A 15,503-nucleotide genomic window follows, 5' to 3' on the forward strand; every position below is an offset into this window, starting at 1 on the left:
CCGCCATTTCCACCTGCCCGTTGGCAAAATCGCAAAGGTTTTCCGGCCGCCTTAAAACTAACTTAGCTCATCCCCCGACATACAGCCGGGCTGTGCAGGTTGGCTAATCAGGACGGAAACTATGACAACACGTAAACCAGGAACGCTTAATTACCTTGCCTATGGATCAGGAGATTTTCTCGGTGCCGGAACAATGGCCCTGACGTCAGCCTGGCTGCTGTATTTTTACACCACGTTTTGCGGCCTCAGTCCGATTGAGGCGACCTCGATTTTTGCCATGGCCCGTATCGTCGACGGCGTGGTCAGCCCGCTGATGGGCTATCTGACCGACCACTTTGGTTCGACACGGCTCGGTAAACGGTTTGGCCGTCGTAAGTTCTTTATTCTTATTGGTATTCCGCTGGTCTTTAGCTATAGCCTGATGTGGGTCGGTGAGATGACTTACCTCTATTACTTGCTGACTTACCTTGTTTTTGAAGTGGTCTATACCTCTATCCTGGTGCCGTATGAAACGCTGGTGCCGGAAATGACCGACGACTTCAAAGAAAAAACGAAGTTCTCCGGTGCGCGCATCGCGCTGGCTCAGCTTTCCGCTATCCTGGCGGCCTTTTTGCCGGGGATCTTGCTGAGCTGGTTCGGCAAAGATAATCCGCTCTCCTTTTTCTACTCCAGCCTGGTGTTTTCCGTACTCTGCGCGGTAGTGCTGACGCTGGTTTACCTCTATACGTGGGAACGCCCGGCAGAAAAAAAATCTGCGGCTGCGCTGGCGGCGGAGCAGCAAAAGCTCACGCTGGGACAGAGCCTCAACCGCCTGAAAATCGAGCTTCTTTCTACGCTGCGCATCCGTATTTTCCGCCAGCATTTGGGAATGTACCTGGGCGGCTATATCGCGCAGGACGTTTTCAACGCCGTCTTTACCTATTACGTCGTCTTCGTGTTAATGCAGGAGGCAACCGTCGCTTCCAGCCTGATGGGCACCATGGCCACCCTGCAGTTTGTAGCCGTCATCGGCATGATCCCACTCTGTATCCGCATTGGGCCCGCGCCTTCTTACCGTATCGTCGTCGCACTGTTTGCCCTCAGTACGCTTTCTTATGGCGTGCTCTACTACAGCGGCATGAGCGACGTCTTCTCTCTGTTACTGCTGATTTCTGCGGTGGCGGGACTGGGACGCGGCGGCATTAACTATGTTCCCTGGAATATTTATACCTATATCGCCGATGTGGACGAAGTCATCACCGGCCAGCGCCGGGAAGGTATCTTTGCCGGCATTATGACGCTGACGCGCAAGGCTTCCCAGGCGGGTGCCGTCATGCTGGTCGGTATCCTGATGCAGCTTTCCGGCTTCGTGGCGGGCAGCGCGGAGCAAACGCCCGAGGTCGGCCATGCCATCCTGCTGATTATGTGCGGCGGTACCCTTATCGTCCTTTGCCTGGGCTTTCTGATCTCCCTGCGCTTCAGGCTGAATCTGGCTACTCACCGGGTGCTGCGTGAAGAAACAGAAAAAATGCGCCAGGCCGGCAACATTGTGCCTGCAAACGTAACGCCAGAGGCACGCGCCACCGTCGAAATGCTGGCCGGAATGCCCTACGAATCGCTCTGGGGCAACAACAATATCGGTTACCTGAACCGTAACAAGCCCGCCGCTGGCCCTCTGCCCGCCAACGCCGCCAGCCCGAGAGATAACCCGAGCGACAACCTGACCCATTTATAAACCCTGGAGCCACGAGGACAGCGCAATTATGGTCGTATACCCAGTAAAACAGAGTCCGCTTCTGTGCCAGCCGGAAAGATTTATCGCCGGCCACGAACTTCATCAGCTGATCAATAAGCTGGTAGATAACCTGGTGAATATTACCGACGAAACCGGCGAATTTTTACTGAGGCTGGATGATGGTCGGGTAATAGACACCAAGGGCTGGGCTGGATGGGAATGGACGCACGGCATCGGCCTGTACGGCATCCATCAATATTATCGCCAGACGGGTGATGACCGCCTGCGAGCCATCATTGATGACTGGTTCAGCGATCGTTTTGCGGAAGGGTCAACCACCCGCAACGTTAATACGGTTTGCCCGTTTCTGACGCTGGCTTACCGTTATGAAGAAACACGAGATCCCCGCTGGCTACCCTATCTCGAAAGCTGGGCGGACTGGATCATGCATAGCATGCCGCGCACGCGGATGGGCGGCCTGCAGCATATTACGCTGGCGGAAGAAAACCATCAGCAGCTGTGGGATGACACGCTGATGATGACCGTGATGCCCCTGGCAAAAATTGGCAGGTTGCTCAATCGTCCGGCCTATGTCGAAGAAGCTAAATATCAGTTCCTGCTGCATACCCAGCACCTGATGGATAAGGAAACCGGACTGTGGTTTCACGGCTGGACTTTCGAGGGTAATCACAATTTTGCCAACGCTCGCTGGGCGCGCGGTAACAGCTGGCTGACGATTGTTATCCCGGAATTTCTGGAACTGCTCGATTTGCCCGAAACGGATGCGACTCGCCGCTATTTACAGGAAATCCTGGCATGCCAGCTGGCCGCACTCGAAAAATGCCAGCACGAAAGCGGCCTTTGGCACACACTGCTTGACGATCCGACCTCTTATCTTGAAGCCTCCGCTACCGCTGGTTTTGCTTTCGGCATGCTGAAAGCGGCCCGTCGCCACTACGCTGACGCTCGCTACGTCGCCGTGGCGGAAAAAGCCATTAAAGGAATAATTTCCCGCATCAATAAGGAAGGAGAACTGACTCAGGTCTCCTTTGGCACAGGGATGGGTAAAGACCTCGACTTCTACCGCCAGATACCGCTTACCTCCATGCCTTACGGGCAGGCGATGGCGATCCTGTGCCTGGTGGAATACCTGCATGTCTATTTATAAAAAAGGAAAGCCGCATGATTCTTGAAGATTTCTCTCTGCAAGGGAAGGTGGCCGTGGTCACCGGTTGCAATACAGGCCTGGGGAAAAGTATGGCCGTGGGTCTGGCCCAGGCGGGCTGTGACATTGTGGCCATTAACCGCAGTGAACCAGACGAAACCGCTGGCGAGGTACTGTCGCTGGGCCGCCGTTTTCTTAGCCTTAACGCCGACCTTGGCCGTCAGGAGGAACTCTCCTCGCTGTTGGAACGTGCAGTTCAGGAAATGGGACACATCGACATTCTGGTCAATAACGCGGGCCTGATACGCCGTGAAGACGCGCTGAACTTCAGCGAAAAGGACTGGGATGACGTAATGAATGTGAATCTCAAAACGCTGTTCTTTCTTTCGCAGCTGGCGGCTCGTCAGTTTATCCAACAGGGCCACGGCGGCAAAATTATTAATATCGCCTCCATGCTCTCTTTTCAGGGCGGCGTGCGCGTCCCCTCTTACACCGCATCTAAAAGCGCGGTCATGGGCCTGACGCGCCAGCTGGCGAACGAATGGGCCAGATATGGCATCAATGTGAACGCGCTAGCGCCGGGTTATATGGAAACCAATAACACAAAGCAATTGCGTGATGATGAGGCGCGCAGTGGAGAAATCCTGGCGCGTATTCCTGCCGGACGCTGGGGCATACCGCAAGATCTTATGGGGCCAGTGGTTTTTCTGGCGTCACCGGCAGCAGATTACATTAATGGTTACACCCTGGCAGTCGATGGCGGCTGGCTGGCGCGCTAGTGCGCCGTTCCCCAAACAACCAATGAACAGCGGAGATAAAAATGAATATTGCCCTGATGATGGAAAACAGCCAGGCGGCGAAAAACGCCATGGTGCTGGAACAGCTACAGGCCGTGGCCGCAGAGAATAAAGATACGGTATTTAACGTTGGTATGAGTGATGAAAACGATCATCATCTGACCTATATCCACCTGGGTATTATGGCCAGCATCCTGCTAAACGCCAAAGCGGTAGATTTTGTCATAACGGGCTGCGGTACGGGTCAGGGCGCAATGATGTCGCTGAATATCCATCCGGGCGTGGTTTGCGGCTATTGCCTGGATCCAGCGGATGCCTTTCTGTTTTCGCAGATTAACAACGGCAACGCGCTTTCTCTGGCTTTCGCCAAAGGTTTTGGCTGGGGTGCAGAACTGAACGTCCGCTATATGTTTGAAAAGGCGTTTACCGGCCGCCGTGGCGAAGGGTATCCCGTTGAGCGTAAAGAACCACAGGTACGCAATGCCGGCATCCTCAATCAGGTGAAAAGTGCAGTCATGAAGGACAATTATCTGGATACGCTGCGTGCCATCGATCCTGAGCTTATTAAAACGGCTATCAGCGGAGAACGTTTCCAGAAGTGTTTGTTTACGCAAGGTAAAGATGCAGAAATTATCGCCTGGGTTAAGCAGCAGCTGCTGAAATAAGCGCTTCGCAGTGGTCACCCGACGGTGGCCACACTTTCATATAACGCACAGATAAAAGGTCAATGAGCGCCTCTGCCTGACATTATTTCCGCATACTTCTACTTTTTTATAAAATATATCTTTTGATTTTAATAAATAAATATTCCCCGGACGCATCCTTACAAAAAACAACGCTCAATCACTTATTTATGTTTTTACAAAATTAATAACCCTGGCAACTATTAGGGCGCACTTAAATAATAATGATCCTAATCAACCTCTGCCACGCAATATTAATCATTAATAATGGCGTTTAATTATCATTTAGCTTTCTCTGCTATTTTGGTTTTTATTATAGACACAACACCACGGAGAGAATGAATGAAAACGGGATTAATAGGTTTGATGATTGCTGGCGTGCTGACCAGCTCTGCGGCTTTTGCCCACGAAAAAACAGCCTGCGTTAAAATGACGGAGCAGGAAGTTGCCGCCATGTTCGACCGCTGGAATGATTCGTTGAAAACAGGCGATGCGGAGAAAGTCTCGCAGAATTATCTTTCTGATGCCGTACTGCTGCCCACGCTGTCGAACAAGGTTCGATTGACGGACGAAGAACGTATTGATTATTTTAATAAGTTTCTGGCGAAAAAGCCGACGGGCCATATTGATAGCCGTACCATCCGCACCGGCTGTAATAAAGCTATCGATACCGGCACCTACACGTTTACCTTTGGCGACGGTTCTAAAGCCGCTGCACGTTACACCTTTACCTATAGCTGGGACGGTCAGAAGTGGTTAATTTCAAGCCATCATTCTTCTGCCATGCCTGAAGGTTAACGATAACGAGTCGAAAAAAGGTTATACATCATTATTTATTATCTTTTTTGACATTATAGTTACTTCTGCATATTGCGTTTTTTCTCGCCTGTTGAGAAAAAGTCGGGCTGGCAGGGAAAATTTAGCCAGCCCGAATTATTATTTTTTTGATTCAGCTTCCGGCAACGCATGCTCTCATTATATAAAATCTACGGGTTTCTATCACTTTGTCTTTTAACCCGGATAAATACAGGGAGTTTTTATGCAGCTATCCACCCATAAATTGTCTGGCGATATCGCCGTCACTATGCGTACCCCCGCCAGCAATTCTGCACCCGCTATTATTCTTTGCCACGGATTTTGCGGCATCCAGGAAATTTTGTTACCCGCTTTTGCCGAGGCTTTTACCCGAGCGGGCTTTATTACTCTTACTTTTGACTATCGTGGTTTTGGTGCCAGCGGCGGCGAACGTGGTCGTCTGGTGCCTGCCATGCAAATCGACGATATCCTGACCGTCGTTGACTGGGCCAGCGCGCTACCCAACGTGCAGCATGTTGGCCTGTGGGGCACGTCGTTTGGCGGATGCCACGTTATGGGCGCGGCCGCGCAAAGCCCTGCCGTAAAATGCGTGGTCAGCCAGCTGGCCTTTGCCGACGGCGAAACAGTGGTCACGGGCAAAATGACGGCGGACGAAAAAGCCGGTTTTGTCGCCGCGCTGGATAAAATGGCGGAGAAAAAGGCGGCAACCGGTAAAGAGATGTTCGTTGCCATTACGCGCGTGCTTAATGACGATGAGTCAAAGACCTTTTTCGACAGTCATAAAGCGCAGTTTCCGGCGATGGATATTAAAATCCCCTTCCTGACAATACGTGAAACGCTGCATTACCAGCCGGCGGAAAATGCCCGTCAGGTTTGCTGCCCAGCGCTGGTAGTCGTTGCGGGCGCTGACAGCGTAAACCCACCGGAACAGGGTATTGCCCTGTTTGAGGCGCTAGGATCGCCTGAGAAAAAGCTGCACGTTGAGAAAAATGCAAAGCATTACGATATGTATAGCGGCAGCCACTTTGACAATATCATCGGACAGCAGATCGACTGGTTCAGGAACTGGCTGTAAATTAAGATTTTCTGTAGCCTTGCCATGCTGAGATATCGGCCGGATAAACGGAAACAATGCGGTTATCCGCTACCCTTAACGGGTAACGCAGAAAAAACTTACCGTACGACGGTACGAATTGCTGAACGACAATCCTTTAGAAGGAGCAGGTATGAAAAAAGTTATGCTGCTGCTTGCCGCTCTGGCGGCGACCAGCGCAGCGCAGGCTGCGGACTCAGACTCAGATGCAAACGATCCAGCTCAGGGTTACATCGCTAATCTTTGTACGCTAGTCACGCAGGAGAAAACCACGGGTTCGGCGGACAGCTACATTGCGAAACTGAAAGCGCTAAACGTACGTGGCCAGTCGCCTTCCGCGCAGGAGAAACCAGATTTTGATGAAGACGAAGCCAGAACCGTCGTTGCCGCCTGGCTAAACCTGAACGAAGATCAGAAAAAGCAGGCTCGCCAGAGCACGGAAGCCTGCCAGAGCGCGACGCTCGACGAGTATCAGAGCCAGGATTAATCTCTCTTTTTTCCGCCCTGTTGTTTGCCAGACAAGCAACAGCGGCGGCTTTCCCGTCCTGTATAACGGCAAAATAAAGGTGCGCAGAAGAAAACAGAACGCCCGGTGAAACGGCCAGCGCAAGCGTATAACGAAAAAAACGATAGCAGGCGAGAATAAATCAGGCAGACAGAATAAGCATTATCAGCCAGGCAGATTAAGCATTATCAGTCAGGCAGAGAAAGCATTACCAGCCAGGCAGAGAAAACATTACCAGCCAGGCAGAGAGCGGGATACGAAGCGAGACGATTTACAGCGAAGCGGGAGTGATAACCATCGGTCTTTCCCTGACCGCGGCTATCGAGGGTTTCTGGCCAGCACCATTAATACATGGCGCCTGGCGGTACGTGTTTGAAGGTTTCAACATAGCTACGGAACACGTACTTAAAAATCTTTTTCATCACTTCACCTGGTTAAACTTTTATTGAAAAACGCAAAAAAATTATACAAGAAGAGCAAATTCCAGGCAAATAATTTTGAAACAGATCACAAAATCAGCGCAATTATGGCGAAAGAAACGTAAACAGAAGCTAAACGACCTGCCCACAAACGTTACAGCAGACCCAGATGCTCTACCAGGATGCTGGTGCCAATACCAATCAGCACGACACCACCGAAAATCTCCGCCCATTTCCCCATCACCGGTCCCAGAAAGCGGCCCAGTAAAATGCCGGCTGAAGCCATAATCATGGTAGAAGCACCGATCGCCAGCGCGGTCGTTACAATATTAACCTGCAAGAAGGCCAGACCCACGCCAACCGCCATAGCATCCAGGCTGGTTGCTACCGCCGTCGTGGCCAGTACCCAAAAACCATGACGTTCCGGCGCTTCACAAACTTCATCTTTTTTACGGAAGCCCTCAACGATCATGCGCGCGCCAAGAACAAACAGCAGCGTAAAAGCAACCCAGTGATCCCATGCCATCACATAGCGGCTGGCGGCAATGCCTACGGCCCAGCCAATCAGCGGCGTCAGCGCCTCAATGACGCCAAAGATTAAGCCCGTACGCAGCGCTTCTTTCAGGCCGGGACGCTGCAGGCTTGCGCCTTTACCGATCGCGGCGGCAAAAGCGTCCATCGACATACCAAAGGCCAGGATAAGGGTTGCATATAGATTCATTGTGGTTATACCCATCTGACGGTTATCTCACCGCTCAGACATCAAAAGAGCTGTTTTAGTCGAAAAAATAAGCGCACCAGGCGCAATGTGGGTGCATCCTACCACGACATTTGAAAATAAAAAAGACAATAAAATCATGTGTTTAAGTATAGCCTTGGCTATACTTTTTAACGAATGCTAATTTCGCCTTAAAAACAGACTGAAAAACTCTAAAGGAATTACTGGTTTATCTTATTCATCCTTTCAGCTACCAGAGGATTAAGCGGCGCTATGGCTTAAGGTTGAACCCGTTAGCGGTTTACCGGAAAATGGCGGCTCCTGAGCTAAATGGAACCGCCATGAACAATCCTTTTGTGACCTTTTTAATGCCGATGAGCACGCTGATGCTGGGTTTCCTTTCCGCACTGCTGCTGCCCGCGCCCTGGTTCGGCCTTGCCCTGACCTACAAACTTATGGCGATGTTCCATCTACATGACGTCAATCAGCTTTATACGCTGGTCTTCTGCCTGTGGTTTTTGCTGCTGGGCGCGGTTGAATACTTTGTTATCCGTTTTGTTTACGTGCGCTTTTTCAAGGTGTAAAAAAGGCGGACCTGTTGTCCGCCTGAATTTATTGCCCGTTTTGCCTTTTTAAAACCACTGACCAAAACGGCGGATATAGATGTGCTTCATTCCCTGAGCCACGACGCAATAGCCAAACAGCGTTGCCACCAGCCATGGGAAGTAAGACCACGGCAGCGGCACCAGTCCGACAGTACTGCCCAACGGTGAAAACGGAATATAGATCCCCAGCGCCATCACCAGGCCGGTCATTACCATCACCGGCAGGGCTGCGCGGCTTTGAATAAACGGAATCTTTTGCGTACGCAGCAGATGCACGACCAACGTTTGCGACAGCAGCCCTTCAACAAACCAGCCGGACTGAAACAGCGCCTGATGCTCGACGCTGTTAGCAGCGAAAACGTGCCACATCACTAAAAAAGTCGTGATATCAAACAGCGAAGAGGTTGGCCCCATCCACAGCATAAAGCGGCCGATGTTTTTTGCGTCCCACTTACGCGGCTTGCGCAAAAACTCTTTATCCATTTTGTCCCAGGGCAACGCCAGCTGGGAAAGGTCATACATCAGGTTCTGAATCAGCAAATGAATAGCCAGCATCGGTAAAAAAGGAATAAAAGCGCTGGCGACCAGCACGGAAAAAACGTTACCGAAGTTGGAGCTGGCGGTCATATTTAAATATTTGATGATATTACCGAAGGTCTCGCGGCCTTTAATAACCCCCTGCTCCAGCACCAGCAGATTTTTTTCGAGCAGAATAATATCGGCAGATTCTTTGGCGATATCCGTGGCGCTATCAACGGAAATGCCGATATCCGCGTCCCGCAGCGCGGGCGCGTCGTTAATGCCGTCGCCCAAAAATCCTACGGTGTGGCCGTTCTGCTGCAATATCTGTAGCACGCGCGATTTTTGCTGTGGCGTCAGGCGGCAAAAAATCGTGCGCGACTCGACCAGCCCGGCCAGCTCCTTATCATCCAGCCGCTCAATATCGTTGCCGCACAGCGGCTCGCCAGGTGCCAGCCCCACGTCACGGCAGATCTTGCTGGTAATGGTGGCGTTATCACCGGTCAGTACTTTCACCGTGACGCCATGCTCGTGCAGCGCGGCAATCGCTTCTCTGGCGCTCTCTTTAGGCGGATCGAGAAAAGTTAGCAGGCCGCAAAGCGTCAGATCCCGCTCGTCGTCTTTATGCAGCGGCAGCGACAAAGGCGTATCGCCCAGCTCTCTTTCGCCTACCATCAATACGCGGAAACCTTGCTGATTCCAGCCTTCAGCCTGCGCAAGCCACTGCTGACGCGCGGCTTCATCCAGCGGACGCCGTTCGTTACCGTCCAGCCAGTGAGTCGCGACCGACAGCATCTCTTCTACCGCACCTTTGCAAATTAACTTTTGCTGGTTATTGCCATCGGCAACCACCACAGAGAGGCGGCGGCGCTCAAAATCAAACGGCAGCTCGTCGATTTTCCGATAGCGCCACAGGCCGCTGACCGCTTTACTCCCGTGGCTGAAGCTGAGGATCGCTTTATCCATCAGATTTTTGACGCCGGTTTGATGGCGGCTGTTCAGCCAGGCGAGCTGTAAAACATGTTCGTTGTCCTGACCGTGCACGTCCAGATGATGCTCCAGAATAATGCGGTCCTGCGTCAGGGTGCCGGTTTTATCGGTACAAAGTACATCCATCGCGCCAAAGTTCTGAATGGCATTCAAGCGCTTAACCACAACTTTACGCTTTGCCATGGCAATAGCGCCTTTTGCAAGGTTAGAGCTGACAATCATCGGCAGCATTTCCGGCGTCAGGCCAACCGCAACGGCCAGCGCAAACATCAGCGCGTCCGTCCAGTCGCCTTTGGTAAAGCCGTTAATAAACAGCACCACGGGCACCATCACCAGCATAAAACGGATTAGCAGCCAGCTGACGCTGTTCACACCGCGATCGAAAGCCGTCTGTGGTCGACTACCGACCAGGGATTTGGCCAGCGAGCCAAACCAGGTATGGCTACCGGTTGCCACCACCACCGCCGTGGCCGTGCCGCTGGCGACGTTGGTGCCCATCAGGCAAATATCGGGCTTATTCAGTAAATCTTCTTCGTCCGTCGCCGCTCTCCCCTCCGCCTGCGGATCGTATTTTTCAACAGGAACCGCCTCACCGCTGAGCGAGGCCTGGCTGACAAACAGATCGCGTGAAGAGAGAAGACGAACATCCGCCGGGATCATATCGCCGGCTGACAGGAAGATAACGTCGCCCGGGACCACTTCCTGCAGGGCAATTTCCATTTTGACCGGCTGACTACTTTCGCTGCCGCGACGCATCACCGTAGCGGTCGTGCGCACCAGAGATTTCAACGCTTCCGCAGCTTTATTAGTACGATACTCCTGCCAGAAACGCAGCACGCCGCTCAGCGTCACCATCACCACCATGATAATAACGCCGGTCAGATCGGTCTCTTCGCCATGGCGCAACGGCAGCAGGTAGTCAGTAAAAAAGCTGATGGTCGCCAGCGCCATCAGTACCCAGATAAAGGGATTATTAAAAGCCTGTACCAGCTGGACCAACGCATGCGGCGCTTTTTCGGTGGCTACCTGATTTTTGCCATATTCTTCCAGCCGCCCGGCGGCCTCGTTGAGGGTTAATCCGTTGCGCTGTACGTTAAGGCGGGCCAGGGTGCTGTCCAGACTCTGCCTGGCTTCGCGAGCGATAGCCAGATCGCAGGCGTGTTTGATGTTGGCGTTTTTCATTTGCCGAATCCTTAATTTATTTTTATTCAGGCGCGGGGAAAGAGTCCTGCGCGCTGGAAAATTGTTTATTTCGGGATTGGGCGAGGCGGGGAAGAAGAAAAGAGGAAGATTACGGGAAGCTTGCGCTCCTTACTCTGCCTGTTTGCCATCGCCCGTCGCTGGTCGGAGGTTCTTTCATTGTTAATCCTTGCCCGGCGGCTGCGCGGGGAGAAAATGAAATACGGGGAGGTCATTCAGGACACTGCCCGCCGAGTTTCGGCAAGCAGACTGCGGAGTTAGCTTGCCTTGTTTAATTGTTTAAAACGTAAAGGGTGACTGTCCAATTTTTGGCTCCGTAGGAAAAATCGCCGTCACTATAATCCCGGCAGGTGGCGAAGTAAACGCAAAATAAGCCGCTTAGAATAGTCAGATAAATTAATAATAAATGTTAATAATCAATATATTAAAAGCACCACCTGCCATTTTTCATCCTAAACCGTTTCTCAACGTTTTGTATTTAGCGCGCTTGTCGACGAACGGACGCGAAATAATGTCGTTTAATGCTAACTGCCTGATCCACTCTATACTCTCAGCGAACCGGGCCGGAAAGGATTGATCATGTTACAACGCACCAGATTTTGGCTGCGGCGCATAGCGATACTGTTGACGATAGTCTTGCTGGTATTGCTAACGCTGCGTGTTGCCATGACCGAACGTGGGCCGGCACTTCAGCTGTGGCATACGTGGCTGCCCGATGAGCTTAGCGACAGCGAGATGGATAACACCGACTGGGCTGGTTATCTGCAAAACGAACAGCAAATTTTCGTGCAGATGAAGCGCAACGTCAGCGACAAAATTCAGGACAGCAGCGGGGAAACCTACAACCGCTACGCGGAGAACAGTCCGGTCTATCCGGGCCATTTTGCTACCGACTGGAACCGTTCTTATCAGCTTCTGCCAAAAGGAAAACCACGCGGTGCGGTTGTCCTGTTGCACGGCCTGACGGATTCGCCCTATAGCCTGCGCCATTTTGCCGTCGACTATCAGCAAAAAGGTTATGTGGTGGTGGCAATACGCTTGCCGGGTCACGGCACCGTACCCGCCGCGCTGACGCAGACGGAATGGGAGGACTGGATGGCGGCGACAAGACTGGCCGTACGTGAAGCACATCGACGCATTCCTGCTGGCGCACCGCTGCAAATCATGGGCTTTTCTAATGGCGGCGCGCTGGCGATGAAATATGCGCTGGATGCGCTGGAAGACCCGGCACTGCCTGCGCCCGGTCGCCTGATTTTGATTTCGCCGATGATCGGCGTCAGCAGCTATGCCCGTTATGCAGGACTGGCCGGGCTGCCCTCGCTACTCCCTGCGTTTGCACAATCGGCGTGGCTAAGTATTCTGCCGGAGTTTAACCCCTTTAAATACAACTCCTTTCCGGTAAAAGCCGCTCGCCAGTCGTGGCTGTTAACCCGCGCATTACAAAGCCAGCTGCATCGGGAACAGGATAGTCATTTACTCAATAAGTTACCGCCGGTGCTGACGTTCCAGTCGGTGGCCGACGCGACGGTCAGCACGCCCGCAGTCGTGCGTGGACTCTATAATTTACTGCCTGCTAACGGCAGCGAACTGGTGCTGTTTGACGTCAACAAATCCGTGCGTCTTTCTCCACTAATGCGTCCCGGAGCTCTGCACGCGGCGGACAATCTGTTGCCGCCCCCGCCCCGCAACTACAGGGTCACGCTGGTGACGGATGCCACCCCAGGCAGCAGCGCCGCCGTCGCGCAAACCACGCCTTCAGGTTCGACTATCACCACCAGCGTGCCGCTGGGACTAAGCTATCCGCCAGACGTTTATTCCCTTTCACACGTTGCGCTGCCCTTTCCGCCTGATGATTCGCTCTATGGCCGCCAGCCTGAGCATCCTGGTGAATTTGGCGTTAGCTTTGGCATGCTGACGCCACGCGGCGAACGTTCGGTGCTGATGGTCAGTCTGGATATGCTGATGCGCCAGTCTTCCAACCCTTTCTGGCCGTGGATGCGGCAGCGCGTTGATCAGACGCTGCAATAAGCCCGTCGTAGGAGCAGCGCCGGTTTTTATTTCTCCGGCGTTGCTCCGGCGCAATCTTATCTCTGTACCAGGCCGCCGATGCTAAAAAGATAGCAATCAGCCTTCGCATATTGATTAGCGGCCATAATCACCTATTTTCATCACGTCTTCGAACGCCGGATTCTTATTGATGACCTTGTACATCTGCTCCATCACCTGCTGCGTGATGGGTAAGACCGCGCTATCCGGGAGCTGAACGCTAATCAGCAGATAGCCTTCCTCTTCCTGAGCCACAAAACCGCCGGTTAACTGCTGATAGCCAAACCAGGTAACGGCCCCTGCGGCCAGCATAACGATCGCAGTAGTAGCCGCATAGCGATTGATTTTTGTGCTCACCCACCCGTAGCCGTCACGCCATCGCCTGACAAGCAACAAAGGTAAATAGCGCGTTAGCGCACGAGGACTTATTGATAGCATCCGGACGACACCTTGCATTCTGGAAACGTAAACAGAACAAGTTTAATTACCGTTGCCTGTTGCGGGCTGTTTTCGATCACGGAAAGGTTACATGGCGTCAGGAAAAACGTCTTGATTTAAGGATGATTTAGTCTGCACTGCGATGATGGGTAATCGCTTCTGGCAACTGGGAAAAAGCGATATGGATAGCGTAAAATCTGGCACCCTGCGCAAATAACAGACAAAACCAGGCATTTTTACCTGAGACGATACTTTTTATTAGCCCTTTCTTAGTGAATATTGCCATAAAAAGCCCTTTTCCCCTCGCTATCAGCCAGCAATGACGACATCTCACGAACGATCCTCTTTTCCGGCGCCAGGGCACGCCGCTGCTGGCTTTTCGGCATTGAACGTGCGGGATCCAATGCGTAAGATTATTTTTCACGTATTACAAATAAGAAACAATTATGCAAGCCTCCATCGCACCAACGCTCGACGCCGACAACGATACCCAGCCCGTAAATTCACGCGGTAAAGTGCTGGTCGCTTCGCTGGTCGGCACCGCTATCGAATTTTTTGATTTCTATATCTACGCCACTGCGGCAGTGATCGTTTTTCCGCATATTTTCTTTCCACAGGGAGACGCCACCGTTGCCACCCTACAGTCGCTGGCCACTTTTGCCATCGCCTTCGTTGCGCGGCCGATCGGCTCGGCGCTGTTTGGCCATTTTGGCGATCGCGCTGGCCGCAAAGTCACGCTGGTGGCTTCGCTGCTGACGATGGGAATCTCTACCGTAGTCATTGGCCTGCTGCCGGGATATAGCACTATCGGCGTTTTTGCCCCGATGCTGCTTGCGCTGGCGCGTTTTGGCCAGGGGCTGGGACTGGGTGGTGAATGGGGCGGCGCGGCGCTGCTGGCTACCGAAAATGCACCGGCAAAAAAACGCGCGCTTTATGGCTCCTTCCCGCAGCTTGGCGCACCCATCGGTTTCTTTTTCGCTAACGGGACTTTTCTGCTGCTTTCCTGGCTGCTGACCGACGAGCAGTTTATGCAGTGGGGCTGGCGCGTGCCTTTTATTCTCTCTGCGGTGCTGGTGCTGATTGGCCTGTACGTTCGTGTTTCACTGAACGAATCGCCGGTTTTCGCGAAGGTAAAAAAAGAGAAGAAACAGGTAAAAGTGCCTATCGGCACGCTGCTGTCAAAGCATCTGAAAGCCACCATTCTGGGGACGTTCATCATGCTGGCAACCTATACGCTGTTTTACATCATGACCGTTTACTCAATGAGTTATGGCACCGCGCCTGCACCAGACGGCCTTGGATTCCCACGTAATACCATGCTGTGGATGCTGATGCTGGCGGTGCTGGGCTTTGGCGTTATGGTGCCGATTGCCGGGCTGCTGGCGGATCGCTTCGGCCGTCGTAAGACTATGATAGTTATTACGCTGATGATTATCGTTTTTGCGCTGGTTTTCCCTTTCATGCTCGGATCCGGTAATGAGCTGCTGGTGATGGCGTTTCTGCTGTGCGGACTAAGCGTGATGGGACTGACCTTTGGCCCTATGGGCGCGCTGCTGCCGGAGCTGTTTCCAACCGAGGTCCGCTATACCGGCGCGTCGTTCTCTTATAATCTGTCGTCGATTCTTGGGGCTTCCGTTGCGCCCTATATCGCGGCCTGGCTGGCACATACCTACGGGCTGTTTTACGTTGGCGTTTACCTTGCGGCAATGGCTTGCCTGACGCTGTTTGCTCTGCTTGCCAGCCGGGAAACCCAACACGAATCGCTGTTCGACTGATAGCGCAAAAATATTAAAGG

General features: G+C 52.6%; 15 protein-coding genes. 10 read left to right on the forward strand and 5 right to left on the reverse strand.

Translation table 11 applies throughout. The features are described 5' to 3' along the window. Positions 1 to 121: 121 nt before the first annotated feature. From KUE00_RS12365 to KUE00_RS12395, 7 genes are all read left to right on the forward strand, one after another. Complete coding sequence (locus KUE00_RS12365) at positions 122 to 1,714, forward strand: MFS transporter (RefSeq protein ID WP_246760195.1); 1,593 nt, start codon at positions 122 to 124, stop codon at positions 1,712 to 1,714. Between the two features lie 28 nt (positions 1,715 to 1,742). Beyond that, complete coding sequence (gene bglB / locus KUE00_RS12370) at positions 1,743 to 2,882, forward strand: beta-galactosidase BglB (protein ID WP_246760196.1); 1,140 nt, start codon at positions 1,743 to 1,745, stop codon at positions 2,880 to 2,882. 14 nt (positions 2,883 to 2,896) lie between these two features. Then, complete coding sequence (gene kduD / locus KUE00_RS12375) at positions 2,897 to 3,658, forward strand: 2-dehydro-3-deoxy-D-gluconate 5-dehydrogenase KduD (protein ID WP_246760197.1); 762 nt, start codon at positions 2,897 to 2,899, stop codon at positions 3,656 to 3,658. A 41-nt stretch (positions 3,659 to 3,699) separates the two neighbouring features. Then, entirely contained in the window at positions 3,700 to 4,341 is a 642-nt protein-coding gene (locus tag KUE00_RS12380; RefSeq protein WP_246760198.1) for an RpiB/LacA/LacB family sugar-phosphate isomerase, read from the forward strand. Positions 4,342 to 4,701: 360 nt separating this feature from the next. Then, complete coding sequence (locus KUE00_RS12385) at positions 4,702 to 5,157, forward strand: SgcJ/EcaC family oxidoreductase (protein WP_246760199.1); 456 nt, start codon at positions 4,702 to 4,704, stop codon at positions 5,155 to 5,157. A gap of 241 nt (positions 5,158 to 5,398) precedes the next feature. After that, entirely contained in the window at positions 5,399 to 6,250 is an 852-nt protein-coding gene (uilS, locus tag KUE00_RS12390; protein ID WP_246760200.1) for a UilS family quorum-quenching N-acyl-homoserine lactonase, read from the forward strand. A gap of 151 nt (positions 6,251 to 6,401) precedes the next feature. Further along, on the forward strand, positions 6,402 to 6,755 hold the full coding sequence (locus tag KUE00_RS12395) for a hypothetical protein (RefSeq protein ID WP_246760201.1): 354 nt from the start codon (positions 6,402 to 6,404) through the stop codon (positions 6,753 to 6,755). A gap of 362 nt (positions 6,756 to 7,117) precedes the next feature. On the opposite strand, the gene azuC is transcribed toward KUE00_RS12395, so the two are convergent. Both azuC and mntP read right to left on the reverse strand, forming a co-directional pair. Next, a complete protein-coding gene (gene azuC, locus KUE00_RS21960) occupies positions 7,118 to 7,195 on the reverse strand; it encodes a stress response protein AzuC (RefSeq protein ID WP_414149008.1) in 78 nt (25 codons plus the stop codon). Between the two features lie 151 nt (positions 7,196 to 7,346). Further along, positions 7,347 to 7,913, reverse strand: coding sequence for a manganese efflux pump MntP (gene mntP, locus KUE00_RS12400; RefSeq protein WP_246760202.1), 567 nt, complete (start codon positions 7,911 to 7,913; stop codon positions 7,347 to 7,349). Positions 7,914 to 8,251: 338 nt separating this feature from the next. Here mntP and KUE00_RS12405 point away from each other — a divergent pair, with 338 nt between their 5' ends. Beyond that, positions 8,252 to 8,494 carry a DUF1158 family protein gene (locus tag KUE00_RS12405; protein ID WP_246760203.1) on the forward strand — a complete coding sequence of 81 codons (243 nt, stop codon included), beginning with the start codon at positions 8,252 to 8,254 and terminating at the stop codon, positions 8,492 to 8,494. A gap of 48 nt (positions 8,495 to 8,542) precedes the next feature. Here the strand turns inward: KUE00_RS12405 and mgtA are convergent, their stop codons facing one another. Beyond that, the gene (gene mgtA / locus KUE00_RS12410; RefSeq protein WP_281434616.1) at positions 8,543 to 11,236 is read right to left on the reverse strand and encodes a magnesium-translocating P-type ATPase; all 2,694 of its coding nucleotides are present in this window, start codon (positions 11,234 to 11,236) and stop codon (positions 8,543 to 8,545) included. 567 nt (positions 11,237 to 11,803) lie between these two features. On the opposite strand from mgtA, the gene KUE00_RS12415 reads away from it, so the two are divergent. Continuing rightward, positions 11,804 to 13,252, forward strand: coding sequence for an alpha/beta hydrolase (locus KUE00_RS12415; RefSeq protein WP_246760205.1), 1,449 nt, complete (start codon positions 11,804 to 11,806; stop codon positions 13,250 to 13,252). Positions 13,253 to 13,366: 114 nt separating this feature from the next. Here the strand turns inward: KUE00_RS12415 and KUE00_RS12420 are convergent, their stop codons facing one another. Further along, complete coding sequence (locus tag KUE00_RS12420; protein ID WP_246760206.1) at positions 13,367 to 13,708, reverse strand: efflux RND transporter permease subunit; 342 nt, start codon at positions 13,706 to 13,708, stop codon at positions 13,367 to 13,369. Between the two features lie 127 nt (positions 13,709 to 13,835). Next, the gene (locus tag KUE00_RS12425) at positions 13,836 to 13,994 is read right to left on the reverse strand and encodes a hypothetical protein (RefSeq protein WP_246760207.1); all 159 of its coding nucleotides are present in this window, start codon (positions 13,992 to 13,994) and stop codon (positions 13,836 to 13,838) included. Between the two features lie 160 nt (positions 13,995 to 14,154). On the opposite strand from KUE00_RS12425, the gene KUE00_RS12430 reads away from it, so the two are divergent. Beyond that, the gene (locus tag KUE00_RS12430; RefSeq protein ID WP_246760208.1) at positions 14,155 to 15,483 is read left to right on the forward strand and encodes an MFS transporter; all 1,329 of its coding nucleotides are present in this window, start codon (positions 14,155 to 14,157) and stop codon (positions 15,481 to 15,483) included. Positions 15,484 to 15,503 lie beyond the last annotated feature (20 nt).

The sequence above is a fragment of the Erwinia phyllosphaerae genome (genome assembly GCF_019132875.1).
Lineage (GTDB): Bacteria > Pseudomonadota > Gammaproteobacteria > Enterobacterales > Enterobacteriaceae > Erwinia > Erwinia phyllosphaerae.